The organism is Tenacibaculum aiptasiae (assembly GCF_008806755.1).
Taxonomy (GTDB): Bacteria; Bacteroidota; Bacteroidia; order Flavobacteriales; family Flavobacteriaceae; genus Polaribacter; species Polaribacter aiptasiae.
The window spans coordinates 29,966-51,406 of the sequence record NZ_WAAU01000008.1 but is presented as its reverse complement, the minus strand read 5'-3'; the positions used below and the strand labels follow the sequence as shown (position 1 = coordinate 51,406).

General features: G+C 28.9%; 18 protein-coding genes. 11 read left to right on the top strand and 7 right to left on the bottom strand.

The window, feature by feature from the left end:
• Positions 1 to 24: 24 nt before the first annotated feature.
• The 3 genes from F7018_RS03005 to F7018_RS02995 all read right to left on the bottom strand — a co-directional run bounded on the left by F7018_RS03005 (position 25) and on the right by F7018_RS02995 (position 7,330).
• Positions 25 to 4,338 (bottom strand): CusA/CzcA family heavy metal efflux RND transporter, encoded by a 4,314-nt coding sequence (locus tag F7018_RS03005; RefSeq protein ID WP_150898513.1) that lies wholly within the window; start codon positions 4,336 to 4,338, stop codon positions 25 to 27.
• A 122-nt stretch (positions 4,339 to 4,460) separates the two neighbouring features.
• Entirely contained in the window at positions 4,461 to 4,802 is a 342-nt protein-coding gene (locus tag F7018_RS03000) for a hypothetical protein (RefSeq protein ID WP_150898512.1), read from the bottom strand.
• Positions 4,803 to 4,939: 137 nt separating this feature from the next.
• Positions 4,940 to 7,330 carry a TonB-dependent receptor domain-containing protein gene (locus tag F7018_RS02995; RefSeq protein ID WP_150898511.1) on the bottom strand — a complete coding sequence of 797 codons (2,391 nt, stop codon included), beginning with the start codon at positions 7,328 to 7,330 and terminating at the stop codon, positions 4,940 to 4,942.
• A gap of 141 nt (positions 7,331 to 7,471) precedes the next feature.
• Between F7018_RS02995 and F7018_RS02990 the strand changes: the two genes are divergently transcribed.
• Positions 7,472 to 9,172: a sensor histidine kinase gene (locus F7018_RS02990; protein ID WP_150898510.1), complete on the top strand. Its 1,701-nt coding sequence runs from the start codon at positions 7,472 to 7,474 to the stop codon at positions 9,170 to 9,172.
• 3 nt (positions 9,173 to 9,175) lie between these two features.
• Positions 9,176 to 9,874: a LytR/AlgR family response regulator transcription factor gene (locus F7018_RS02985; protein WP_150898509.1), complete on the top strand. Its 699-nt coding sequence runs from the start codon at positions 9,176 to 9,178 to the stop codon at positions 9,872 to 9,874.
• Between the two features lie 16 nt (positions 9,875 to 9,890).
• On the opposite strand, the gene F7018_RS02980 is transcribed toward F7018_RS02985, so the two are convergent.
• Together F7018_RS02980 and F7018_RS02975 are read right to left on the bottom strand one after the other, a co-directional pair.
• Entirely contained in the window at positions 9,891 to 10,280 is a 390-nt protein-coding gene (locus F7018_RS02980; protein ID WP_150898508.1) for an acyl-CoA thioesterase, read from the bottom strand.
• Between the two features lie 65 nt (positions 10,281 to 10,345).
• Positions 10,346 to 12,364 (bottom strand): VWA domain-containing protein, encoded by a 2,019-nt coding sequence (locus tag F7018_RS02975; protein ID WP_246175031.1) that lies wholly within the window; start codon positions 12,362 to 12,364, stop codon positions 10,346 to 10,348.
• Between the two features lie 130 nt (positions 12,365 to 12,494).
• Here F7018_RS02975 and F7018_RS02970 point away from each other — a divergent pair, with 130 nt between their 5' ends.
• Complete coding sequence (locus F7018_RS02970; RefSeq protein WP_150898507.1) at positions 12,495 to 12,839, top strand: hypothetical protein; 345 nt, start codon at positions 12,495 to 12,497, stop codon at positions 12,837 to 12,839.
• Here F7018_RS02970 and F7018_RS02965 read toward each other — a convergent pair.
• Entirely contained in the window at positions 12,811 to 13,221 is a 411-nt protein-coding gene (locus F7018_RS02965; RefSeq protein ID WP_150898506.1) for a group III truncated hemoglobin, read from the bottom strand. The two genes, F7018_RS02970 and F7018_RS02965, sit on opposite strands and share 29 nt — an antisense overlap.
• A 69-nt stretch (positions 13,222 to 13,290) precedes the next feature.
• Here F7018_RS02965 and F7018_RS02960 point away from each other — a divergent pair, with 69 nt between their 5' ends.
• The 8 genes from F7018_RS02960 (at position 13,291) to F7018_RS02925 (ending at position 20,553) form a co-directional block, all read left to right on the top strand.
• On the top strand, positions 13,291 to 13,887 hold the full coding sequence (locus F7018_RS02960) for a Crp/Fnr family transcriptional regulator (protein ID WP_150898505.1): 597 nt from the start codon (positions 13,291 to 13,293) through the stop codon (positions 13,885 to 13,887).
• Positions 13,888 to 13,959: 72 nt separating this feature from the next.
• The gene (gene purB / locus F7018_RS02955) at positions 13,960 to 15,303 is read left to right on the top strand and encodes an adenylosuccinate lyase (RefSeq protein ID WP_150898504.1); all 1,344 of its coding nucleotides are present in this window, start codon (positions 13,960 to 13,962) and stop codon (positions 15,301 to 15,303) included.
• 4 nt (positions 15,304 to 15,307) lie between these two features.
• Positions 15,308 to 15,880 (top strand): adenylate kinase, encoded by a 573-nt coding sequence (locus F7018_RS02950; RefSeq protein ID WP_150898503.1) that lies wholly within the window; start codon positions 15,308 to 15,310, stop codon positions 15,878 to 15,880.
• A 2-nt stretch (positions 15,881 to 15,882) separates the two neighbouring features.
• On the top strand, positions 15,883 to 16,338 hold the full coding sequence (locus tag F7018_RS02945) for a hypothetical protein (protein WP_235275225.1): 456 nt from the start codon (positions 15,883 to 15,885) through the stop codon (positions 16,336 to 16,338).
• A gap of 3 nt (positions 16,339 to 16,341) precedes the next feature.
• Entirely contained in the window at positions 16,342 to 17,118 is a 777-nt protein-coding gene (locus tag F7018_RS02940; protein WP_150898502.1) for a TerC family protein, read from the top strand.
• Between the two features lie 136 nt (positions 17,119 to 17,254).
• Positions 17,255 to 17,539, top strand: a complete 285-nt coding sequence (locus tag F7018_RS02935; RefSeq protein ID WP_150898501.1) for a hypothetical protein — start codon at positions 17,255 to 17,257, stop codon at positions 17,537 to 17,539.
• A 33-nt stretch (positions 17,540 to 17,572) separates the two neighbouring features.
• A complete protein-coding gene (locus F7018_RS02930) occupies positions 17,573 to 19,984 on the top strand; it encodes a TonB-dependent receptor (RefSeq protein WP_150898500.1) in 2,412 nt (803 codons plus the stop codon).
• A gap of 11 nt (positions 19,985 to 19,995) precedes the next feature.
• A complete protein-coding gene (locus tag F7018_RS02925; RefSeq protein ID WP_150898499.1) occupies positions 19,996 to 20,553 on the top strand; it encodes a type 1 periplasmic binding fold superfamily protein in 558 nt (185 codons plus the stop codon).
• 138 nt (positions 20,554 to 20,691) lie between these two features.
• Here the strand turns inward: F7018_RS02925 and msrA are convergent, their stop codons facing one another.
• Positions 20,692 to 21,348, bottom strand: a complete 657-nt coding sequence (gene msrA, locus F7018_RS02920; RefSeq protein ID WP_150898498.1) for a peptide-methionine (S)-S-oxide reductase MsrA — start codon at positions 21,346 to 21,348, stop codon at positions 20,692 to 20,694.
• Positions 21,349 to 21,441: the final 93 nt, after the last annotated feature.

Genomic DNA, 21,441 nt, shown 5'->3' with positions numbered 1-21,441 from the left:
CTTAAGAGTTTTATAGATTAATTCTTATTCTTTAGTATAAAACTCGTATGCTATTACGGTTTGATTGTAATTATTTATAAGTAATAAATAATTTTGCATCACTTGAAAATAGGCATTAAAACTCTGGTTATATTGATAAGCATCAATTTCTCCAGACTTATATGCTATTTCTAATTTTTCAATAAATTTTTCTGCTTGCTTTTTTGTTTCTTCAATACTTAAAAGTTCGCTTTCTAAATACTTTATTTGTTTTTGTAAACTTTTAAAATTGTTTTGAATTGCTATTTTTTTCGATTCATTTTGAAAAACTATCTCTTCTTTAAGAATCTTTTGCTCTTTAATTTTTGCATTATTTGACCAAAATGACAATGGAATATTGACCCCCACATTAAAACCTGTATAGGCATTATTATTTCCAGTTTTTCTATTGATAACTCCCGCTTTTAACTCTGGAAAATAAATAGCTTTTGCTGTAGAAATACTTCTTTCTGCTACTTTATTACTTTTATCTAACGCCTGTAAAAACGTGTCTGAAAGTGTATCTTTCTGAATTGAAATCTCTTTTTTCTTTGGAAATTTAGTCGCTGGAACTATTACTGATGTCAATTGTAATAATTCTTTTAACTGATTTTCTACCAATAAAAAATCTTTATAAACTTTATTCTTTTGAGATTGTACTCCTAAAGATTGAATTGTTGTTAAATCATTTTCTAAACCGCCTATTTCTCCAGATTTATGTAACTTTTTAGCTATACTCTTTATTTGATTAGTATTATCTTGTTGTTCTTCCATTAGAGAAATCAATCCAAATAAATAATGCCATTCTTGGTATAGCTTTTTTACTCTTGTTATCGTTTCTTTTTTAGATACTTCTCTTAAAGATTTTGCTAAATCAAGTTTTGATTTTGCTAATTTTCTTTTTTGAATATGTGATAATATTGAACCGAAATTTTGATTTATAGCCCACTCCTGCTCTGTTAAACCTGGTGCTATTCCTACATCCTGATATTGTACTGATGTTGGGTTTAATGCAATAGCACCAGAAATTGCTGCTTTACTTTTATCTACATTTAAATTTGCCTTCTTCAATAAAACATCTTTTTTCAAAACCATGTTTATAGCTTCATTCTCTGTTAGCTTTTGAGGAATTTCTTGAGCTGTTATTATGGATACACTAAATAATAAAATAAGAACTGTAACTGCTTTATTTAATGCTACCTTTTTAACTTTTACTGTTTCAAATATCATATATAAAACAGGTAATATTAATAGGGTTAATAGTGTTGCAGATATTAAGCCACCAATTACCACAGTAGCTAATGGTTTTTGAACTTCTGCTCCTGCTGATGAAGAAATTGCCATTGGTAAAAAACCAAGAGAGGCTACAGCTGCCGTCATTATTACAGGTCTTAATCGAATAGAGGTTCCCTTTTTAACTATTTCTCTTAAATTGGTTAGACCATCTTTCTTTAAACGATTAAACTCCGCTATTAACACAATACCATTCAATACGGCTACTCCAAATAAAGCGATAAACCCTATCCCTGCCGATATTGAAAATGGCATATCTCGTAACCATAAAGCGTAGATTCCACCTATAGCCGACATTGGAATTGCTGTATAAATTAAAATACTTTGTTTAATTGATTTAAACGTTATGTATAATAATAGAAATATTAGTAATAAAGCTACTGGTACTGCTATTCCTAAACGAGCACGAGCTTCTTCTAAATTTTTAAAAGTACCTCCATAAGTAATATAATAACCTGGATCAAACTGAATTTTACTATTTACTTTCTGCTTTAACTCTGCTACTATACTTGCTACATCACGTCCCCTAACATTAAATCCTACTGTTATTCTACGTTTTGCATCATCTCGTTGTATCTGATTTGGACCAGTTTCAAAATTAATTGTTGCTACATTAGATAATGGTATTTGAACTCCATTAGGTGTTGTTATATACAATTTTCGAATATCTTCGATATTATCTCTATTCTCTTTTGCCAATCGAACTACCAAATCAAAACGCTTCTCCCCTTCATATACATACCCTGCATTTTGTCCAGCAAATGCCGCATTAATAGCCGTATTTACATCAGAAATATTCAAACCATAATAAGCTAATTGACTACGATTATAATCTATAACTATTTGTTTTAAACCAGTTACTTTTTCAACATACAAATCTTCTGCTCCAGCTACTTCAAGAATAATATTATTCAATTTATTGGCATATTTTACTAACTTATTTAAGTCTTCACCATAAATCTTTAATACTACATCTTGTCTTGCTCCAGTCATTAACTCATTAAAACGCATTTGTATAGGTTGTTGGAATCCATAGGAAACTCCTAACATATTATCTTCTAATACTTTTTGCATTTTATTAGTCAATTCATTTTTTGTCTTAGCCTTTGTCCATTTACCTTTATCTTTTAAAATAATTATAATATCGGAAGCTTCAATAGGCATAGGATCAGTAGGAATTTCTGATGAACCAATTCTACTTACAATTTGTTCTATTTCATCTGGAAATTCTTTTAATAATAGCTCTGATGACTTATTAGATACATCAATAGTATAAGACAACGAACTACCTGTAGATACTACTGTTTGCACTGCTAAATCTCCTTCATCTAATGAAGGAATAAATTCTGACCCCATTCTTGAAAATGTAAACAAACTCAATCCGAAAATAGCTACTGCTATAATGATTACTTTTTTCTGATTACTTAGCACTAATTCAAGCAAAGGTGAATATGCTCTTTGTATCGATTCTATTATTTTATCAGAAATATTTTTCTTGTTATTAATTGTCTTTTTTAAGATCAATGCACTCATCATAGGCACATAGGTTAAAGACAAAATAAAAGCTCCTAGTATTGCAAAACTTACTGTCATAGCCATTGGCTTAAACATTTTTCCTTCAATACCAACTAATGCTAAAATTGGCAAATACACTATTAAAATAATAATTTCTCCAAAGGCTGCACTAGTTCTAATTTTTGAAGCCGAATTATATACTTCTTCATCCATTTGCTCTTGTGAAAGCTTTTCTCCTGACTTTTTTAATCCTAAATAATGCAAAGTAGCTTCTACAATAATTACAGAACCATCTACAATAATTCCAAAATCAATAGCTCCTAAACTCATTAAATTTCCCGAAACTCCAAAAACATTCATTAAACTAATTGCGAATAGCATTGCTAGTGGAATTACAGATGCTACTATTAACCCTGCCCTTAGATTTCCTAATAATAACACAAGGATAAATATGACTATTAGTGCTCCTTCTACAAGGTTGGTAGCTACAGTACTAATTGCTTTATCAACTAGTTTTGTTCTATCTAAAAATGGTTTAATTGCCACACCTTCAGGCAAACTATTTTCTATTTGAACAATTCGCTCTTTTACATCTTTAATTACTTTTGAGGAGTTTGCTCCTTTTAACATCATTACTATGGCACCTACAACTTCTCCATCTGTATTTCTAGTCATAGCTCCATAACGTACTGCATGTCCTAATTGAACTTCCCCTATATCTTTTATCAAAATAGGTGCACCGTTTTTAGTGTTCTTAATAACTATATTTTTGATGTCTTCTGGTTTATTAATTAAACCTTCACTTCTAATAAAATATGCTTTCGGGTTTTTATCTATATAAGCACCTCCTGTATTTTGATTGTTTTTCGCTAATGCTTCATAAACTTCACTAATACTTACATTCAAAGCTTGTAATCGCTCTGGTTGAATAGCAACTTCATATTGCTTTAAAAAACCTCCAAAACTACTCACGTCTGCTACGCCTTCTATTCCTAGTAATTGACGTCGTACTATCCAATCCTGAATAGAACGTAATTCCATTGCTGAATACTGCTTCTCAAAACCTTTTTTAGCATATAATGTATATTGATATATTTCTCCTAAACCCGTGGTTACTGGTGCCATTTCTGGAGTTCCTACTCCATCTGGTATTTGATTTTTAGCTTCAACAAGTCGTTCACTTATTTGTTGACGTGCCCAATAGATATCAACGTTATCTTTAAATACCACAGTTACTACACTTAGACCAAATCGAGAAAAAGATCGAACTTCTTCTATATCTGGAATACTTGACATGGTTAACTCTATTGGAAAAGTTACTAAACGCTCTATATCTTGAGCCGATTGTGATGGTGCTGAAGTAATTATTTGCACCTGATTATTAGTAATGTCTGGTACTGCATCTATTGGTAATTGTTTTAATGAATATATTCCCCAACCAATTAATACGAATACCAAAGCTCCAATAATCAATTTATTTTTAATTGAAAATTTTATGATATTATCTAACATTTTTCATGTGTTTAATTCTATTTTAATACGATATGTTCCCGATTTATCTATAAATCCGGTATAGCAGATTTTAACTCTTGTAAATACAAGAATTATAAACTGTTAAACTTTAAAATGTTGAATTAAACCCTAGGAGGTTGGAAAAGTTCATCTAAATAATTAGATGCTTTTAAATGTTTGCTAAAAAGTATTTTCTTTTTTGCTTGAAGTGGTTTTACAAATAAATAATTAAATTCTTTTGTAATAATAGCATTAGATATTCCTAATAAAATACAGTGATGATGGTGCTCTCTATTTCTTTCTTCCTCTGTGTCGTTTTCATGGTGAGAATCGTGATGCGCACTATCCATAGCTCCAATATGATTTTCCGTAACATCTTCATCAAAAATAATAGCATCTGTATGTGCTTGTACTGATGGTACAAACAATATTAAGATTAACATTATGATACTAATATTTTTCAAACTGAATCTTTTAGGCTAGTTACAAAATTATAAAAAAATTATAATAATTCCTTTCTAAAAAGCTATTTAAGTTCATTTTAAACTAATAGAAAAACCTGCATTCTTCAGAGAGAATACAGGTTTTTACACTAATGATATTAATATCTATTACTTCTTTTGGCCCTTCTATTTCTATCAGAAGGTTTTTGATTGAATTTATATACAAAACTCAATGAAAATCGTTGAGCATTCCTACTTCTATTTTGATAGATTGAAAAATTATTACCTATGATTTCTTCTCTAGACCTTCTTGTATCTAAAGCATTATAAACATTAAAAATTAAACTTCCTTTATTATTGAATATACTTTTTTGTAAACCAAAATTTAAATTTGTTATAGGTTTTGATTTAGTTTGTGCATTACGCTCTTCTCCTTGGTGAAAAACTCGTGTTTGTAACCTTAATGTTTTAAATGGTCTTAAATTCATTGTTAAATTGGTAAACCAAGTATTACTAGAAAAATCAGCTATTTGATTATTTAATATACCTTTTTGTTGAAATCTATATGCATTAAAATCTCCTGAAAAACGTAACCATTTTAATGGATTATAAGATGCTGATAGCTCTACTCCATAACGTTTTTCATTATCTAAATTTACTGGTGACTGAATAAAAACGCCTTCATTATTTTGTACTGTTTCGTATTGAAATGCATTATTGGTATCTGAATAATAAACAGAAGGATTCAACTGGAATTTATTTCCTCTATACATTATCGAAAGCTCTATTGCATCTGTAAATGATGGTCTTAACGCTGGATTTCCTGTAAACCTAGAAGTAAAATCTTTTAATTGAAAAAATGGATTTAACTGCCATAATGATGGACGTCCAATTCTTTTACTATAATTGATTTGTCCACTTAAGTTTTCTTTAAACTCATAACCTAAAGTAGCTGATGGAAATAAGTTTGTATACGTATCTTTTAAATTTAACGTAACATCTGAGGCGTCAATATCAATTTTAGTGTTTTCTATTCTCAAACCTAACTGATAATTTATTTTTCCTTTTTTTGAATTTATTTGCGCGTAGCTAGACAGTATCTTTTCTTTATAATCTAATTGATTATTAATGTTATCTATTATTTCAAACTGACCATTGATTAATTCCTCTGCTAAAAATTCATTTGTAATAGTTCTATTCTCAAACTTCGCTCCTATTTCTAAATTTGTTTGCTCGCTTAATGGTGTTGTAAAATCTGATTGAATTACAATATCATCTGTACTTCCCTTTCCTTTAGTTTGTATTGTTGTTTGAGCAATAATAGTTGTAGGAAATTTTTCATCTGTTTGTAAATGCCAATCTTTTTCACTATTCCAAAAATCATATTGAAAATCGATTGTTAGCTTTTGTCCTTTTTTAGCAAAGTTTTTTGTGTAATTTGCTTCTAATTGATTGTAATCTCTTTCTTCTACAGAGTTACCAATAGTTTGTAAGGACTGTGTTAAAACTCCAGAGTTAGAAAAATCAAAGAATAAGTTGGTTACATCAGTATCTTTAGTTTCGTTTCTATAATAAGCTATGGTAACTGTATTTTTATCATTTATATAATAGTCGGTACCAAAATAAAACAATTGTCCATCATCATGCCTATCTTCATCTTCACTTTGGTTTAAAAAAGTAGTTACATTATTATCTGTAGTAGTTTGTTTCTTAAAATACTCTCCTTCATAATCAGTATATCTAATTCCTAAATTTGTAAAAAAATTGAATTTATCCGCTTTATAATTTAAATTCCCTATTGCTCTATAATCATCTGGAACCCCTGCAACTAAACGTACTTGACCATTTAATCCTGATTTTCTATTCTTTTTTAGTATGATATTAATAATTCCTGCCGAACCTGATGCATCATATTTTGCTGATGGATTGGTAATTACTTCTATACTTTCTATAACGTCTGCAGATAATTGTTCTAGTGCTTGCGATTGTGATAAAGCTGAACGTCTTCCATTAATCATTACCTGTACATTTGCATTTCCTCGTAAACTTACTGTTCCTGTCGGACTTACATTTACAGAAGGTACATTACTTAATACATCAGAGGCAGATCCACTTTGTGAGGTAATATCTTTTCCTACTCTAAATACTTTTTTACCTAGTTTTAACGACACTTCTGATGTTTCTGCTTTAACTACTACTTCATCAAGTGTTTTAGTATCTTCTTTAACTGTAATACTTCCTAAATTAACTGTACTTTGCTCTTTTGTAATTTTTATTTTTCTCTCAACAGTTACAAAACCTATGTATTGAATTTCTAAATTATAATCACCAACCTTTATTTTAGAGAAGGTAAATTCCCCTTTATCATCGGTTACAACTCCTTCTATTAAATTATTAGTAGCATCTTTAAGTACAACTGTTGCGTAAGGTAATATTTCGTTTGAAGCATCTATAACTTTTCCTAAAATTTTTCCGTTGCTAGATTGTTTTTGAGCTACTACTGAAATACTAAAAAGTAAACAGAAGAATAGATTCATAAGTGGTTTCATATTTTATGAGTTTTAATTTTCATCAAAAATGAATAGAAAATTCTCCCTTTTCATTTAAAACTATGTGAACTGCTCTAACAATTTGCAAACTGCTCTAAAAACACTTTTATTTCGTTTACTTTTACCATACAATTAATATTCATGAAAAAACTATTCTATCTCATCCTTTTGTTATCTGCTATCTCTTGTAAATATGAATTCAAAAGATATAAGCATAGAGACAAGATGTATAAAATTCAAAGAAATTTTTTATTCAAAACTGGAGACAATCCGCAATGGGCTACAAAAGATTTTGATGATAGTAATTGGAATATTGAAAATAAAGTTCCTGAAGGAGATGATATTTTTTGGACTAGAAAAATAATTAATATAACTGAAGTTCCTGATTCTCTACAATTAACAGGTATAAATATCAATGCTTTTGGAGCATATGAAGTGTTTTGGGATGGTGTTTTAATAGGTAGAAATGGAGAGCCTGGAAATGAATTAAACAATGAGAAAACCGGAAGAACAACTGATAAATATCTAATCCCAAATAACTTACTTGAATTAGGAAACCATACTTTAGCCTTACGTATGTCGCAACTTTACGAAAAAGGAGCTCCTCGTGGAATTTATATATACATAAAAGATTATAACGAACTAGTTACCGATAAGTTAAAAGATACTATTTATATCAATATTTTGGCTGGAGCATTTTTACTGGCTACTATTTATTATTTCTTTTTATACATAAGCGATAGAAAACAGTATACAATGTTACTATTTAGTATTTCTAGTTTTTTATTTTTCTTACTAATTATACTAGAATATATTAAGTTTTACATTCCAATACACTATTCACATTTCGTTTTACGTTTAGAAGCTATTGGTTATTTAACTTTATTCATATCCTTTATAGTTCCTTATTATTTTTCTGTACAGTTCACTTTTCCTTTCCGAAAATGGTTTTTCTTAGCGTATAGTATTTTTCTAATATGGATTCATCAGTATTACTCGCCTTCGTTTGATTATACAGCTTTATTTTTGGCTCAGATGATGTGGCTCTCTTCTACTCTAATTATCTGTTACGCTATATACAAAAAACAGAAAGCCGCTATTGTTGTTTTATTTGGTTTACTATTGAGTTTTACTGTATATAAAATATCCATTTTCGATGTAAGCTTATTTGTTAGTTTTGCTATTATTTCTTTATGCATGTTTTATATATTATCAATAAAACTAAAAGAGCAAAGACTCGCTTTTGAACATACAATAGCTGAATCTACTAGATTAAAATATGAATTATTAAAAAAGAAAATACAGCCCCATTTTTTAATGAATACCTTAACTTCTTTAATTGATTGGGTTGAAGAAGCTCCTGATAAAGGCGTTGAATTTATTGAAGCTTTAGCAGGCGAGTTTGATTTATTAAATCAAGTAGAAAATGAAACTTTAATTCCAATTTCTCAAGAAATAAAGCTATGTAAAAGTCATCTGAATATTATGAGGTATAGAAAAGAAATAGAATACCTTTGGGAAGATGAAGGTGTTTTAAATGATGATTCTCAAACCATTCCTCCTGCTATTATTCATACTTTACTTGAAAATAGTATTACACATTGCTTACCTCTTAAAAACAACTCTATGCATTTTAAATTAGTTGTAGAAACAAGTAATAACAAACAAAAATATACCTTTCTAACCTATGCAAAAGTTAGAAACTCTCAAAAAGATAGATCAGATGGAACTGGTTTTAAATATATCAAAGCACGTTTAACCGAGAGTTATAAAAATAATTGGAACTTTAGTTCTGAACCTACTGAAAATGGATGGAAAAATGTAATAACAATTATAAAATAGCTTATGAAAATTTTAATTATTGAAGATGAAGCTCGTATTGCTAAAAGAGTGGAACGTATGACCAAAGAGTTTTTTTTAAATACACTTCAAGAATTAACTTGTGTGCATTCCTTAACAGAAGGTATAGAACATATTCAAAACAATCAATTAGATTTATTATTACTTGATTTAAACCTAAACGGTGAAAATGGTTTTGACGTACTAAAAAATAGTGTTTCAGAATCTTTTCATACCATTATTGTTTCAGCCAATAAGCATCAGGCACTAACTGCTTTTGAGTATGGTGTTTTAGATTTTGTTCCTAAACCTTTTAATAAAGCAAGGTTAGAACAGGCTTTTAATAGAATTATACGAAAAGAAGAAGTAACTACAGAAAATCTTCAATATTTAGCTATTAAAAAACGTACTGGAGTACAATTAATCGATATTAAAAATGTACGATATATAAAAGGTGCAGGTGTATATACCGAAGTGTTTTTAACAAACAATCAGAAAGAATTACACGATAAATCTTTAGAAAAACTGTCTCAATTATTACCAGAATCTTTTCAACGTATTCATAAATCATATCTAGTAAAAATTACTGAAATCAAAGAAATTATTGTACAAACTGGTAGTAAATATTCTGTTGAATTAAATAATGGCGAAATTCTCCCCGTTGGTAGAACTAAGTATAAAGAATTGAAAAAACTATTTTTATAAAAAAAAGGTTGAAAATTTATTTTTTCAACCTGTCTTTAGTGTATTCTATTTTTGTTTTTCCGTGGGCTATTGGACTTCCATCTTCATCTAAACTAACCATAACTATTTTATCAATAGCAATAATAGTTTTATGAGTAATCTTATTACGTACTTCACAATTTAAAGTAATTGATGATCTTCCAAATTTTACAACTTCAATACCAATTTCTATTATATCTCCTTTTTTAGCTGAGCTTACAAAATCTATTTCAGACATAAACTTTGTTACTGTTTTAGGAATTTCTAATTGAATAATAGCATATAAAGCTACTTCCTCGTCAATCCATTGTAACAATCGCCCTCCAAATAAAGTTCCATTTGGATTTAAATCTTCTGGTTTTACCCATTTTCTAGTGTGAAATCTCATATATTTTATTTTACTACAAATTTCAATATTTAGGTCTTGTTAACCTATCAAACATCATTTGTTTTTTATATTTTACCATAGTATTTTCTAATAAACCACTCTATAGATAAGAGTCCAATAATTAAAAACAACGTCCATTTCCAATTAATTAAATTTTCTTTATTGCTAATTGATTTTTGGGTTGTATAATAAGACTTGTTAAGCGATAAATCTTCTAGTAAATTATCAACTGAGTTTGCATAAAACAACTTTCCTTTTGTTTTTAAAGCTAAGGAATTAAGCTTTTTATAATTAGCATTTGTAAACTGTTCTTCTATTTGATAATCGGTTATTTTAAATTTTCCATAACTATTTATATTTTGATTTTTTACCGACACTCTATAACTATAATCACCAGAAGTTAAGCCTTCAACCGATACCTGAAATGAATTATTTACAAGTGAAAATGGTAAAGTTTTTTTCTCTTTACTCTCTGTATTTGTAATTGTTAGCTGTAGTTCAGCTCTATTATCAAATTGGTAATTTTTATCTACATAAAAAGCTGTAATGCTAATTGGTACATTGGCCGCATATAAACGTTCTGCACTAACTTCTAATCTTTTTCTTTTTTTATTAGACGCTAAATATTGAGTTAAGCTACCTATAAATGTATCAAACGTTTCAAAAGATTGTTCTTTTAAAAAACTTGCTGCTCTCCATTTCCAAATTCCTTCTCCAAATAAAACTGCATACTTTTTTTCATTATTCTCAATGGTAGTTAACAAAGGCTGTTGCGTTTCTACTCCAGCAAATTTTTGATACAATAAACTTTGCGATTTACTATCTAAGGTAACTTCCCCAAACTTGTCTATAAGCGGAGGAAACTCATCAAAACCAATGTCTTTTTGTAAAAAAGTTAAAAAACCATCATTATAAATAGCTGCATATTCTTCTACTTGATTAATCGCTTGCTTTCGAACACCTAATTTTAAAGAGTTTAAAAAGTTCCAATCAGTCTTAGTTCCTGAGATTACTAAATAATTTGAAGAAACTTTTTCAAAAAACTTTTTAAAATAACTATTGGGTTGATACAATACATAAAACTGATACTCTGAAAAATTAATATTCCTATCGTTAATTAAAGCTATATCTGCCTTACGTTGTTTATTACTTTCTATTGATTTTTTAAGTGCTCCTAAATCAGGGTGTAAAAAAGAGCTTACTATCAATACTTTTGTTTGTTCATCAAGTACTTCTACCGAAAAGCTTTTATAGTTATTCTTTGTATTTTTTTCATTCTCAATTTTACTAATTGAAGCTGAGTAGTATTGTAAACCTTTTTCTCCTGATAACAAATTAGTCGAAACTGTTTGAGATGGATTTGATGAAGAAAACTGTAGTTTTTTTGAAAAAACTCTTTTTCCCTTATGCGATATTGTAAAAGTAGAAGTTACTTGTTCTTTTCCTTGATAATACAAAAGAGCTTCTACGGGAAACTTATTTTTTATATAACTGTATTTATTTACATTCAGTTGTGAAATTTGTATATCTTGATATGTAGTAGTATCACCAACAACTATAGGATATACACTTTTGTTTATATTTAAATATTCATAATCATTTCCTTTTGTTTGGTTACCATCACTAATTAAAATAGTAGCGCTATTTGCTTCTTTATTTAATTCACTAACTGATGTTATTGCTTGTGAAATATCTGTTTGAGTTTCTGAAAAAGATAAACTATCTAATGCTTTTATATTTTTTCCATAAGTAAACAATTGTACATCAAACTTATCTTGTATTTTTTTATTGTTTTCAATTTCTTGTACAATGCCTGCTATCTCTTTTTCCTGCTTAAAATGTTTAACAGACAAAGAATTATCAACTAAAACAGCTAAAACCGGTTTGTTATTTTCAGTTTCAACCATTTCAATTTTAGGATTGATTAATAGTAATAACAGTAAAAACAAACTCAATGCTTTTAAAAAGAATAAAAAAACATGGATTTTAGGCGTTTTTTTGGCTTTATAAAAATATTGAAAGAAAGCAATTGCAACGCTTACTAAAACTGCTAATACTATATAAAAAAGGGTCAATGATTCCACAAAAGATATTTTAATCTGTGAATATAAAAATATCTATTCAATTAAATTAATCTAATAAGTTTTCATTTATGATTTCGGTCATAAATTAATTAGTCTATGGGTAATAATTTTGTAGTAAATATTATTAGGCATGAGTACAACAAAACAATTAACTGTAAGTAATTTAAACTTTAAGACTTTAAATTTCAACCCAATAAAAACAATAAATCAAAAGATAGCAGAAGAAAAAAAGAATGCTATTGGTATATCTGTTATTTTAATAATGATAGGTACTATGATTGCTTCTTTTTCTGCAGCCTTAGCTGTGCATGGAGAAGTAAATCTGTTCCCATTAATATTTACCTGTGTTTCAGCTATGGGAGCAAATGCTTTAGCTATAAGTCAACGACCATTTAAAGTTGTTGCTTGGGGGTTTATAATTAATATTTTGGGAAATATTTTATTAATTATTTACCAGCTTGCGCTTTTGGCTTAGCATCAAACATTTTAAAAAAGAGCATGGAAGCTATATTTCGTGCTCTTTCTTTAGCTTCATGAGCTTTTTTTCCAATAAAAAGATTATCAATAGTTTCAAACCATAATTGAAGCCATCTTCCAAAATGTTCTTGAGAAATACTATGATCAAAGTTTTTATCTAAATCTTTATGTGCTTTCATAGGATTTCCTTTAAACTTACGAACAAAGAAAAGATTGGTTTCCCAAAAATCGGTAAGTTTTTGCAAATGACTTTCCCAAGTTTCATCTGGAATGGTTTTTATAAAAATCGGACCAATAAAGTCATCTTCTTTAATTTTATCATAAAAAGTAGATACTAATAAATATACATCTTCTCTATTCTCTATTTCTTTTCTATTCATCAAAAACTATTTATTAATAAGCAACAAAAGTATATCTTTATACTGTTGCAATTTATGACTTAAATCATAATGATACCTAAAGAACTTTTACTAAGCTATAACGCTCAATATAAAACCTATAAAAAAGGAGAAATTATTTTTTCTGAAAATCAAACTGCTCATAACTATTTTCAAATTAGTAATGGAGCTATTAAAATGAATAATTATAATGAAGATGGAAAAGAGTTTATTCAAGGTATTTTTTATAAAGAACAGAGTTTTGGTGAACCTCCTTTATTTATCGATGTAAAATATCCTGCCAATGCAGAAGCTATTTCTGATTCAGAAGTTATAGTAATTTCAAAAGAACAACTATTTAATTTACTCCAAGAAAATCCAGAAATTCATTTAAAAATAACACAAAGTCTAGCCAAACGTTTGTATTATAAAGCAATTATAGCTTCCGAAATTTCTAGTCAAGAACCAGCTCATAGAGTTCTTCGGTTTTTTGATTATTTAAAAAATGATGTTTATAAAATAAAGGGAGACTTTACTTTTAAAATTGAATATACAAGACAGCAAATTGCCGATATTCTAGGCTTACGTGTAGAAACAGTAATACGTGTAATAAAATTATTGGAAAAGAAAGGTGATCTTAAAATCTTAAAACGAAAAGTTTATCGTTAAATTCCTTTCAGATATCCTTTAACATAATATAAGTATTTTCTATTTTTGTTGCTTACAACACAACAACAAAAAATGAACTTAACACAATTAAATGCCATCTCTCCTATTGATGGTAGATACCGCAATAAAGTTGCGGATTTAGCTAATTATTTTTCAGAAGAAGCCTTAATTAAGTACAGAGTAAAAGTTGAAATAGAGTATTTTATTGCTTTATGTGAAATTCCTTTACCTCAGTTAGTTGATTTCAACAAAGATTTATATTCAAACCTTCGTGAAATTTACACTTCTTTTTCGTCTGATGATGCTCAGAAAATTAAAGATATCGAAGCAATTACCAATCATGATGTAAAAGCTGTTGAATACTTTATTAAAGAAAAATTTGATGCTTTAAATTTACAAGCTTATAAAGAGTTTATCCATTTCGGATTAACTTCTCAAGATATTAATAATACTGCCATTCCTTTATCTATTAAAGATGCAATGAATGACGTTTATTATCCTACTTTAGATACTTTAGTATGCAAATTAGCTGATTTATCTGAAGAATGGGAAAACATTCCAATGCTAGCTCGTACACATGGACAGCCAGCCTCTCCTACTCGTTTAGGAAAAGAATTTTTTGTATTTGTAGAGCGTATTAATAATCAAGCAATACACATACAGCACACACCACATGCAGCAAAATTTGGAGGTGCTACAGGAAATTTCAATGCACATAAAGTAGCATATCCAGACATTGATTGGAAAAATTTTGGAACCCATTTTGTTGAAGAAATTTTAGGATTACATCATTCGTTTCCAACTACTCAAATTGAGCACTATGACCATATGGCTGCTTTATACGATGGCTTAAAACGTATAAACACTATTTTAATCGATTTAGACCGTGATGTATGGACCTATGTTTCTAACGATTATTTTAAACAAAAAATAAAGAAAGGTGAAGTAGGTTCTTCAGCAATGCCACATAAAGTTAATCCTATTGATTTTGAAAATTCTGAAGGTAACTTAGGAATTGCAAACGCTATTTTTGAGCACTTATCGGCTAAATTACCTGTATCTAGATTGCAACGTGATTTAACTGACAGTACTGTTTTACGTAACATAGGGGTTCCTTTTGGACATACCTTAATTGGTTTTGCTTCAACTTTAAAAGGTTTAAATAAGTTATTATTAAACGAAGAAAAATTTGAAGAAGATTTAGAAAACAATTGGGCTGTAGTTGCAGAAGCTATTCAAACAATTTTACGTCGAGAAGCATATCCAAATCCATACGAAGCTTTAAAAGGTTTGACACGTACAAACGAAAAAATAACACAACAGTCTATTGCTAATTTCATTGATACTTTAGAAGTTTCTTCTGAAATAAAAAATGAGTTAAAAGCAATTACACCATCTAATTATACAGGAATTTAATTTTATGAATATCATCATTTTTGGACCTCCTCTTGCTGGAAAAGGGACGCAATCTAAGAACATAATCACTAATTTTGGTTTAACTCATCTTTCAACTGGAGATGTCTTAAGAGCAGAAAAGTCTCAAGAAACCGACTTAGGTTTAAAAGCTTCCGAATACAGCAATAAAGGTTTATTAGTTCCTGATGAATTGGTAATGAAAATTCTTGAAAAAGTTTACACTCAAAGTGACAACAAAAAAAACTTTTTATTTGATGGATATCCTAGAAACGTTATTCAAGCAGAACACTTAATTAATATTTTAGAAAAGGATAATAATACTATAGACTTTGTTATTTATTTAAAAGTACCTAAAGAAGTATTGTTAGAAAGAGCCAAAATAAGAGCTAAAGAAGAAAATAGAAAAGATGATGCAGATCAAAATACGGTATTAACTAGAATTGACGAGTTTATTACCCAAACGGTACCTGCAATAGATTATATTAAAGGAAAAAACATTCCTACTCTAGACATTGATGGAAATCAATCTATTGAAATTATTAGTCAAACTATTTACCAAAATTTAAAGTCTTTATAAACATGATTAAAGTTGTTAACTTTTCATTTTCTTTAAAAAATAGCCTTAAAGTTGCTTTTTGTCTTTTTGCTATTTCATTTATCTCTTGTTCTCCAGAAAAGAAAGGAGATCCAACTCGTTTTAAATATGGAACTTTTGAAATTCCAGCTGGAGAGGGCTATGGAAAAACTATTATTGTAAGGAAAGATAGCTTACAAATTGAAGAATACACTAAAAAAGTAAGTATTTCAACAGATAGTTTAACCACTGTTAAGGAAGAAAAACATATTGATACACTTTACATTAAGTGGAAAAATAATTTTGCCTATAACTTAAAAATGAAAAATCCAAAAACAGATTTGGATAAAGACCCTATATTTGTTCAAATTACAAAAGTAACCGATAGCTCTTATAGTTTTACAGCTAGAATTGGTTACTCTAATTTTAAACAAAAAGGAACTGTATATAAAGTAAAATAAACTATGGAAATTTTCTTACAACCCGACACCTGGGGTGCATTAGTAACCTTAACTTTTTTAGAAATTGTTTTAGGTATTGATAACATTATTTTTATATCAATAGCAGCAAATAAACTACCTGAAAACCTACAAAAAAAAGCCACTAATATAGGTTTAGTTTTAGCAATGGTATTGCGTATCGTTTTACTATTTGGTATTTCTTTACTTATAGCCATGAATGCTCCATTATTTCATGTAGACTTTTCTTGGTTTAAAGCTGGAGTTACAGGACAAGCTTTAATCCTATTTGCTGGAGGTATATTTTTATTATATAAAAGTACCAAGGAAATTCACCATAAAGTAGAAGGTCATGAAGAAAATGCCGAAGACGGAAAACCTCAAAAAGGATATACTTTAACACAAGCTATTATTCAAATTACATTAATTAACATTGTATTCTCTTTTGATTCAATTTTAACGGCAGTTGGTATGACAAACGGTGTTGAAGGAGCTATGATTATTATGATTGCTTCGGTTGTTTTATCAATGGTTATTATGATGTTATTTGCTAATCCAGTAGGTAAGTTCGTAAACAAGCATCCAACAATTCAAATGTTAGGGTTATCATTTTTAATATTAATTGGATTTATGCTTATTGCTGAAAGTGCCCATCTATCTCATGCTAAATTATTTGGTGAAGAAATAGGTACAATTCCTAAGGGTTATTTGTATTTTGCTATTACCTTTTCATTATTAGTTGAAATGCTAAACATGAAAATGCGTGGAAATTCAAAAAAATAAAGCTAATTAGTTAAAATTATACTATTTTTAAATAAGACCTGTTTATAATTATAAATAGGTCTTATTTTTTTATACATTTGCGAACTGAGTTATGTTCAGCTTTAAAAGACATATTGCCCTTTTACTTATCTTTTCGTTGCTAACACCAACATTAGTTAGGGCTTCTCATGACCTTTTTGAAGATCATGAACATATTGCTTGTACTTCTAAAACAGAGCAACACTTACATGAATTAGAGAATGATTGTGGTGATTTACACCTACAATTAAAAGTTACTTATTTTGATTTAGGTAATAATTACGAATTATTTTCTGAAGATATTCATGTAGAAAAAGCTCTTAGAAGTCCAAAACAATTTAACTCAAATTTCACTTCACTTAAATCATCACGCGCACCGCCTAGTTATATAATAATTACGTAATCTTTTTATTCAATTATTTATAGCTAAAATTTAATGAACTTAAAAAATATTGTTCTGATGCTTTTGTTATGGAGTTTTTCTTCTATAATAATAGCACAAGAAGAATGTACATATACATTCTCAGGTTTAGTAGATGATTTTCATGATAAATCGCCCATAGTTGGAGCTACGGTTTTAATTAAAAATCAAAACAAATACACCACTACAGATATCAATGGAAAATTCACCATTAATAATGTATGTAAAGGTACTATTACTGTTGAAATTTCTCACGTTGCATGTGACCCTAGAACTTTAACTTTTACAATAGACAAAAACCTTTATAAAGTTATTGATTTAGAGCACCATATTGAAGAATTAAACGAAGTAAGTGTTAAAGGTAAAACGGGGTTAAAAACTAAAACTTCACAAGAAACCTTAATTAAAACAAAAACTTTAGAAAAATTCAGTAGTGCAAGTTTAGGTGATGCTTTGAAAGATATATCTGGTGTATCTTCTATTAATACTGGGAACTCTATTGTTAAACCTGTAATTAACGGTTTACATAGTAGTAGAGTTCTTATTTCTTTTAATAATGTACGTTTACAAGATCAAGAATGGGGAATAGAACACGCTCCTAATATTGATTTAAACGCTGCAGAAACTGTTTCAGTTATAAAAGGAGCTAATGCATTACAATATGGTGGAGATGCTATAGGAGGAGTTGTTATTGTTAATCCCTCAAAAGTTCTGATTAATAAAGATACTTTGTATGGAAAAACAATTCTTTCTCAGCAATCTAATGGAAGACTTTTTAATATTACTAGTAGTTTGCAAAAAAATTATGCAAAAGGCTGGTATATAAATGGACAAGCTTCGTACAAAAGAGCTGGTGATTTTAGAGCACCTGATTACTATTTGACAAATACAGGAATAGATTCTAAAGCGTTTACAATTGCTACAGGATTTAAAAAGTTCGATAAAGGTTTTGAACTTTTTTATAGTCATATAGTTAATAAAATAGGAATTCTAAGCGCCTCTCATGTAGGTAGTGCTTCTGATTTAAGAAATGCTATTAACAGCCCTACTCCATTAAAAATAAGTGATTTTAGTTATACAATAGACAACCCAAAACAAGATGTTACTCACCAATTACTTAAAGCTAGCTACTATAAGCGTTTTAAAGGAATTGGTAAATTATCTTTACAATATGATTTCCAAAGCAACAATAGATTAGAGTTTGATTTAAGAAGAGGTGACAATAAAAATTTAGCTGCCACTGATTTATTATTAAAAACTCATTCTTTTAGAGCTGATTTAAAAATGGATGCAAATCCTGATCGAATTTATAAATTTGGAATTATTGGAAGCTATCAAAATAATTTCCCTGACCCAGCAACTAAAGTAAGAAGAATCATACCTGATTATGACAAATATACTTTTGGAGCTTATGGAATTGGAAATTTTAGATTTGAAGACATCTTATTAACTGCAGGTATAAGATACGATTTTGAACATATTGATGCTAAAAAGTTTTATCAAATTTCTAGATGGAACAGTTTAGGTTATCAAAATGATTTTAGCCACTTTATAGTTGATCCAAATGTGCAAGGCACTCAATTATTGGCAAATCCTGTATTTACTTACCATAATATTTCGACATCATTAGGCATTTCTTATAACATTAATGAAAAAAGTTCTTTAATTGCGAACTATGGTTTAGCAAATAGAGCACCTAATGCTTCTGAATTATTCAGTGCTGGGTTACATCATTCTGCAGCTAGAATAGAATTAGGAGATTTACGTATACAACCAGAAACGTCTAATAGATTTTCTGCTACTTATAATTTTAACCACAACAAACTTGATTTTTCTGTTGAAGGATTTTACAACTTTATAAATGATTTTATTTATATAGAACCTTCAGGAGCTGAATTAACACAACGTGGTACTTTTGTTACTTGGGATTATAAACAAGTAAACGCTCATTTATTTGGTATCGATACTAATATAAGTTATCAAATAAACAAAAGTTTAAGTATCGGAAATAAAACTTCGTTTCTTAGAGGAAAGGATACAAGTAACAAACGTGATCTTATAGATATTCCTCCATTTAAGACGGTAACGCAACTTACTTTTAACAAAGCTGAATGGTATAATTTCAATGCTTCTGTTCAAAGTGAATTTAATGCTAGACAAAACAATTTCCCTAACAACAATTTTGACATTTTTATCCCTCAAACTAATAGTTATGAACTTGTTGATATTAGTACACCTCCCAATGCTTACCATTTATTAAATTTTTCGTCAGGTATAGAGTTTAATCTATTTAAAACCAATATGGGATTAACATTTTCTGTAGACAATATACTTAATACCAGTTATCGAAATTATTTAAACAAACTACGCTACTTTGCTGATGATTTAGGGAGAAACTTTAAAATTCAATTAAAAATTAATTATTAAAAAAACACATTATGAAACTTATTAAATTATTTTCAATACTTACTATTTTTTCTTTAGTATTCGCTTCTTGTTCAGATAGTACTCCTACTGTTGTAAATGAAGAAGAAGTAATAACAACAATGAAAGTCGTTTTAACAGATTCAAGTAATAACACTGTAACTCTAGAGAGTAAAGATTTAGACGGAGATGGCCCTAATCCTCCAGTAATCACAGGAGGAACTTTAAAAGCAAGTACAACTTATAACGCAGTTATTACTTTATTAAACGAAACTGAGAATCCAGCTGGAAATGTAACTGACGAAGTAGCTAAAGAAGCTGATGAGCACCAATTCTTCTACAGTGCTACTGGAGTTGCTGGTACTTTTGCTTATGCTGGAACTAATGATTCTAATGGAAACCCTGTTGGAATTCAATTTACAGTTACTACTGGAGCTGCAGGAACTGGAACTTATACAGTTACTTTAAGACATGAGCCTAACAAATCGGCTGCTGGTGTTAAAGATGGTGATATTACTAATGCAGGTGGTTCTACTGATATTGAAGTTAGCTTCCCTATTACAGTACAATAATAAATTTATATATTGTAAAAAACCTCAGGTTAATCCTGAGGTTTTTTATTTACTCTCTTAAATAATATTAAGAATCAAAAACTCCCCAAAACTGGGGAGTTTTCTTCTTATATAAACAAACTTTAACTTAATAAAGTTTTAGTGCTTTTCCTTTTTAAGCAATTCCGGAAATTTCTGCTTAAAACGATTTAGCCTCGGAATAGAAACCTTTTGCACATAAGGATTTTCTGGATGTAATCTCTCATAGTTTTGATGGTATTCTTCCGCTGGATAAAACTTGGTAAATTTTGTTACTTCAGTTACTATTTTACCTTTATAAATTTCTTTATTTAATTTTTTAATTGTGTTTTCGATTATTTGTTTCTCCTTATTATTACTATAAAATGCAATAGACCTATATTGACTTCCATAATCTGGGTGCTGTCCATTTTTTGTTGTAGGATTATGAGAACCAAAATAAACATCTACTAAAGTTTGAAAGCTCACTACTTTAGGATTATAGTAAACAGCTACTGTTTCTGAATGCCCAGTTCTTCCTGTTCCTATTTTTCTGTAAGTAGGATTTTTTGTGTGTCCACCTGCATAACCTGAAACTGCTTCCTCTACTCCTTTTACACTTTCAAAAATAGCCTCTACGCACCAAAAACATCCGCTTGCAAAATAAGCTACTTTGGTATCTTTTGAGTAAGATATGATTTTATCATTCTCTTTAATTTCTTCTTTTTTTGTGAAATTTGTAAAAATAATAGCTGATAAAAACACTGCTGAAAGTGCTATTGATTTTAGTATCTTCATAAATTATAATCTTTTATACCTATTCAGTCGTGTAAAAAAACAAGTTTTTACAATTGTTTACAACTTTAGGTTTTCCTTAAGAAAATTGTTTGT

Coding starts and splice junctions, on each gene's coding strand:
- F7018_RS03005 (WP_150898513.1), bottom strand. CDS start 4,338: ATGTTAGATAATATCATAAAATTTTCAATTAAAAATAAATTGATTATT.
- F7018_RS02995 (WP_150898511.1), bottom strand. CDS start 7,330: ATGAAACCACTTATGAATCTATTCTTCTGTTTACTTTTTAGTATTTCA.
- F7018_RS02990 (WP_150898510.1), top strand. CDS start 7,472: ATGAAAAAACTATTCTATCTCATCCTTTTGTTATCTGCTATCTCTTGT.
- F7018_RS02985 (WP_150898509.1), top strand. CDS start 9,176: ATGAAAATTTTAATTATTGAAGATGAAGCTCGTATTGCTAAAAGAGTG.
- F7018_RS02980 (WP_150898508.1), bottom strand. CDS start 10,280: ATGAGATTTCACACTAGAAAATGGGTAAAACCAGAAGATTTAAATCCA.
- F7018_RS02970 (WP_150898507.1), top strand. CDS start 12,495: ATGAGTACAACAAAACAATTAACTGTAAGTAATTTAAACTTTAAGACT.
- F7018_RS02965 (WP_150898506.1), bottom strand. CDS start 13,221: ATGAATAGAAAAGAAATAGAGAATAGAGAAGATGTATATTTATTAGTA.
- F7018_RS02960 (WP_150898505.1), top strand. CDS start 13,291: ATGATACCTAAAGAACTTTTACTAAGCTATAACGCTCAATATAAAACC.
- purB (WP_150898504.1), top strand. CDS start 13,960: ATGAACTTAACACAATTAAATGCCATCTCTCCTATTGATGGTAGATAC.
- F7018_RS02950 (WP_150898503.1), top strand. CDS start 15,308: ATGAATATCATCATTTTTGGACCTCCTCTTGCTGGAAAAGGGACGCAA.
- F7018_RS02945 (WP_235275225.1), top strand. CDS start 15,883: ATGATTAAAGTTGTTAACTTTTCATTTTCTTTAAAAAATAGCCTTAAA.
- F7018_RS02940 (WP_150898502.1), top strand. CDS start 16,342: ATGGAAATTTTCTTACAACCCGACACCTGGGGTGCATTAGTAACCTTA.
- F7018_RS02930 (WP_150898500.1), top strand. CDS start 17,573: ATGAACTTAAAAAATATTGTTCTGATGCTTTTGTTATGGAGTTTTTCT.
- F7018_RS02925 (WP_150898499.1), top strand. CDS start 19,996: ATGAAACTTATTAAATTATTTTCAATACTTACTATTTTTTCTTTAGTA.
- msrA (WP_150898498.1), bottom strand. CDS start 21,348: ATGAAGATACTAAAATCAATAGCACTTTCAGCAGTGTTTTTATCAGCT.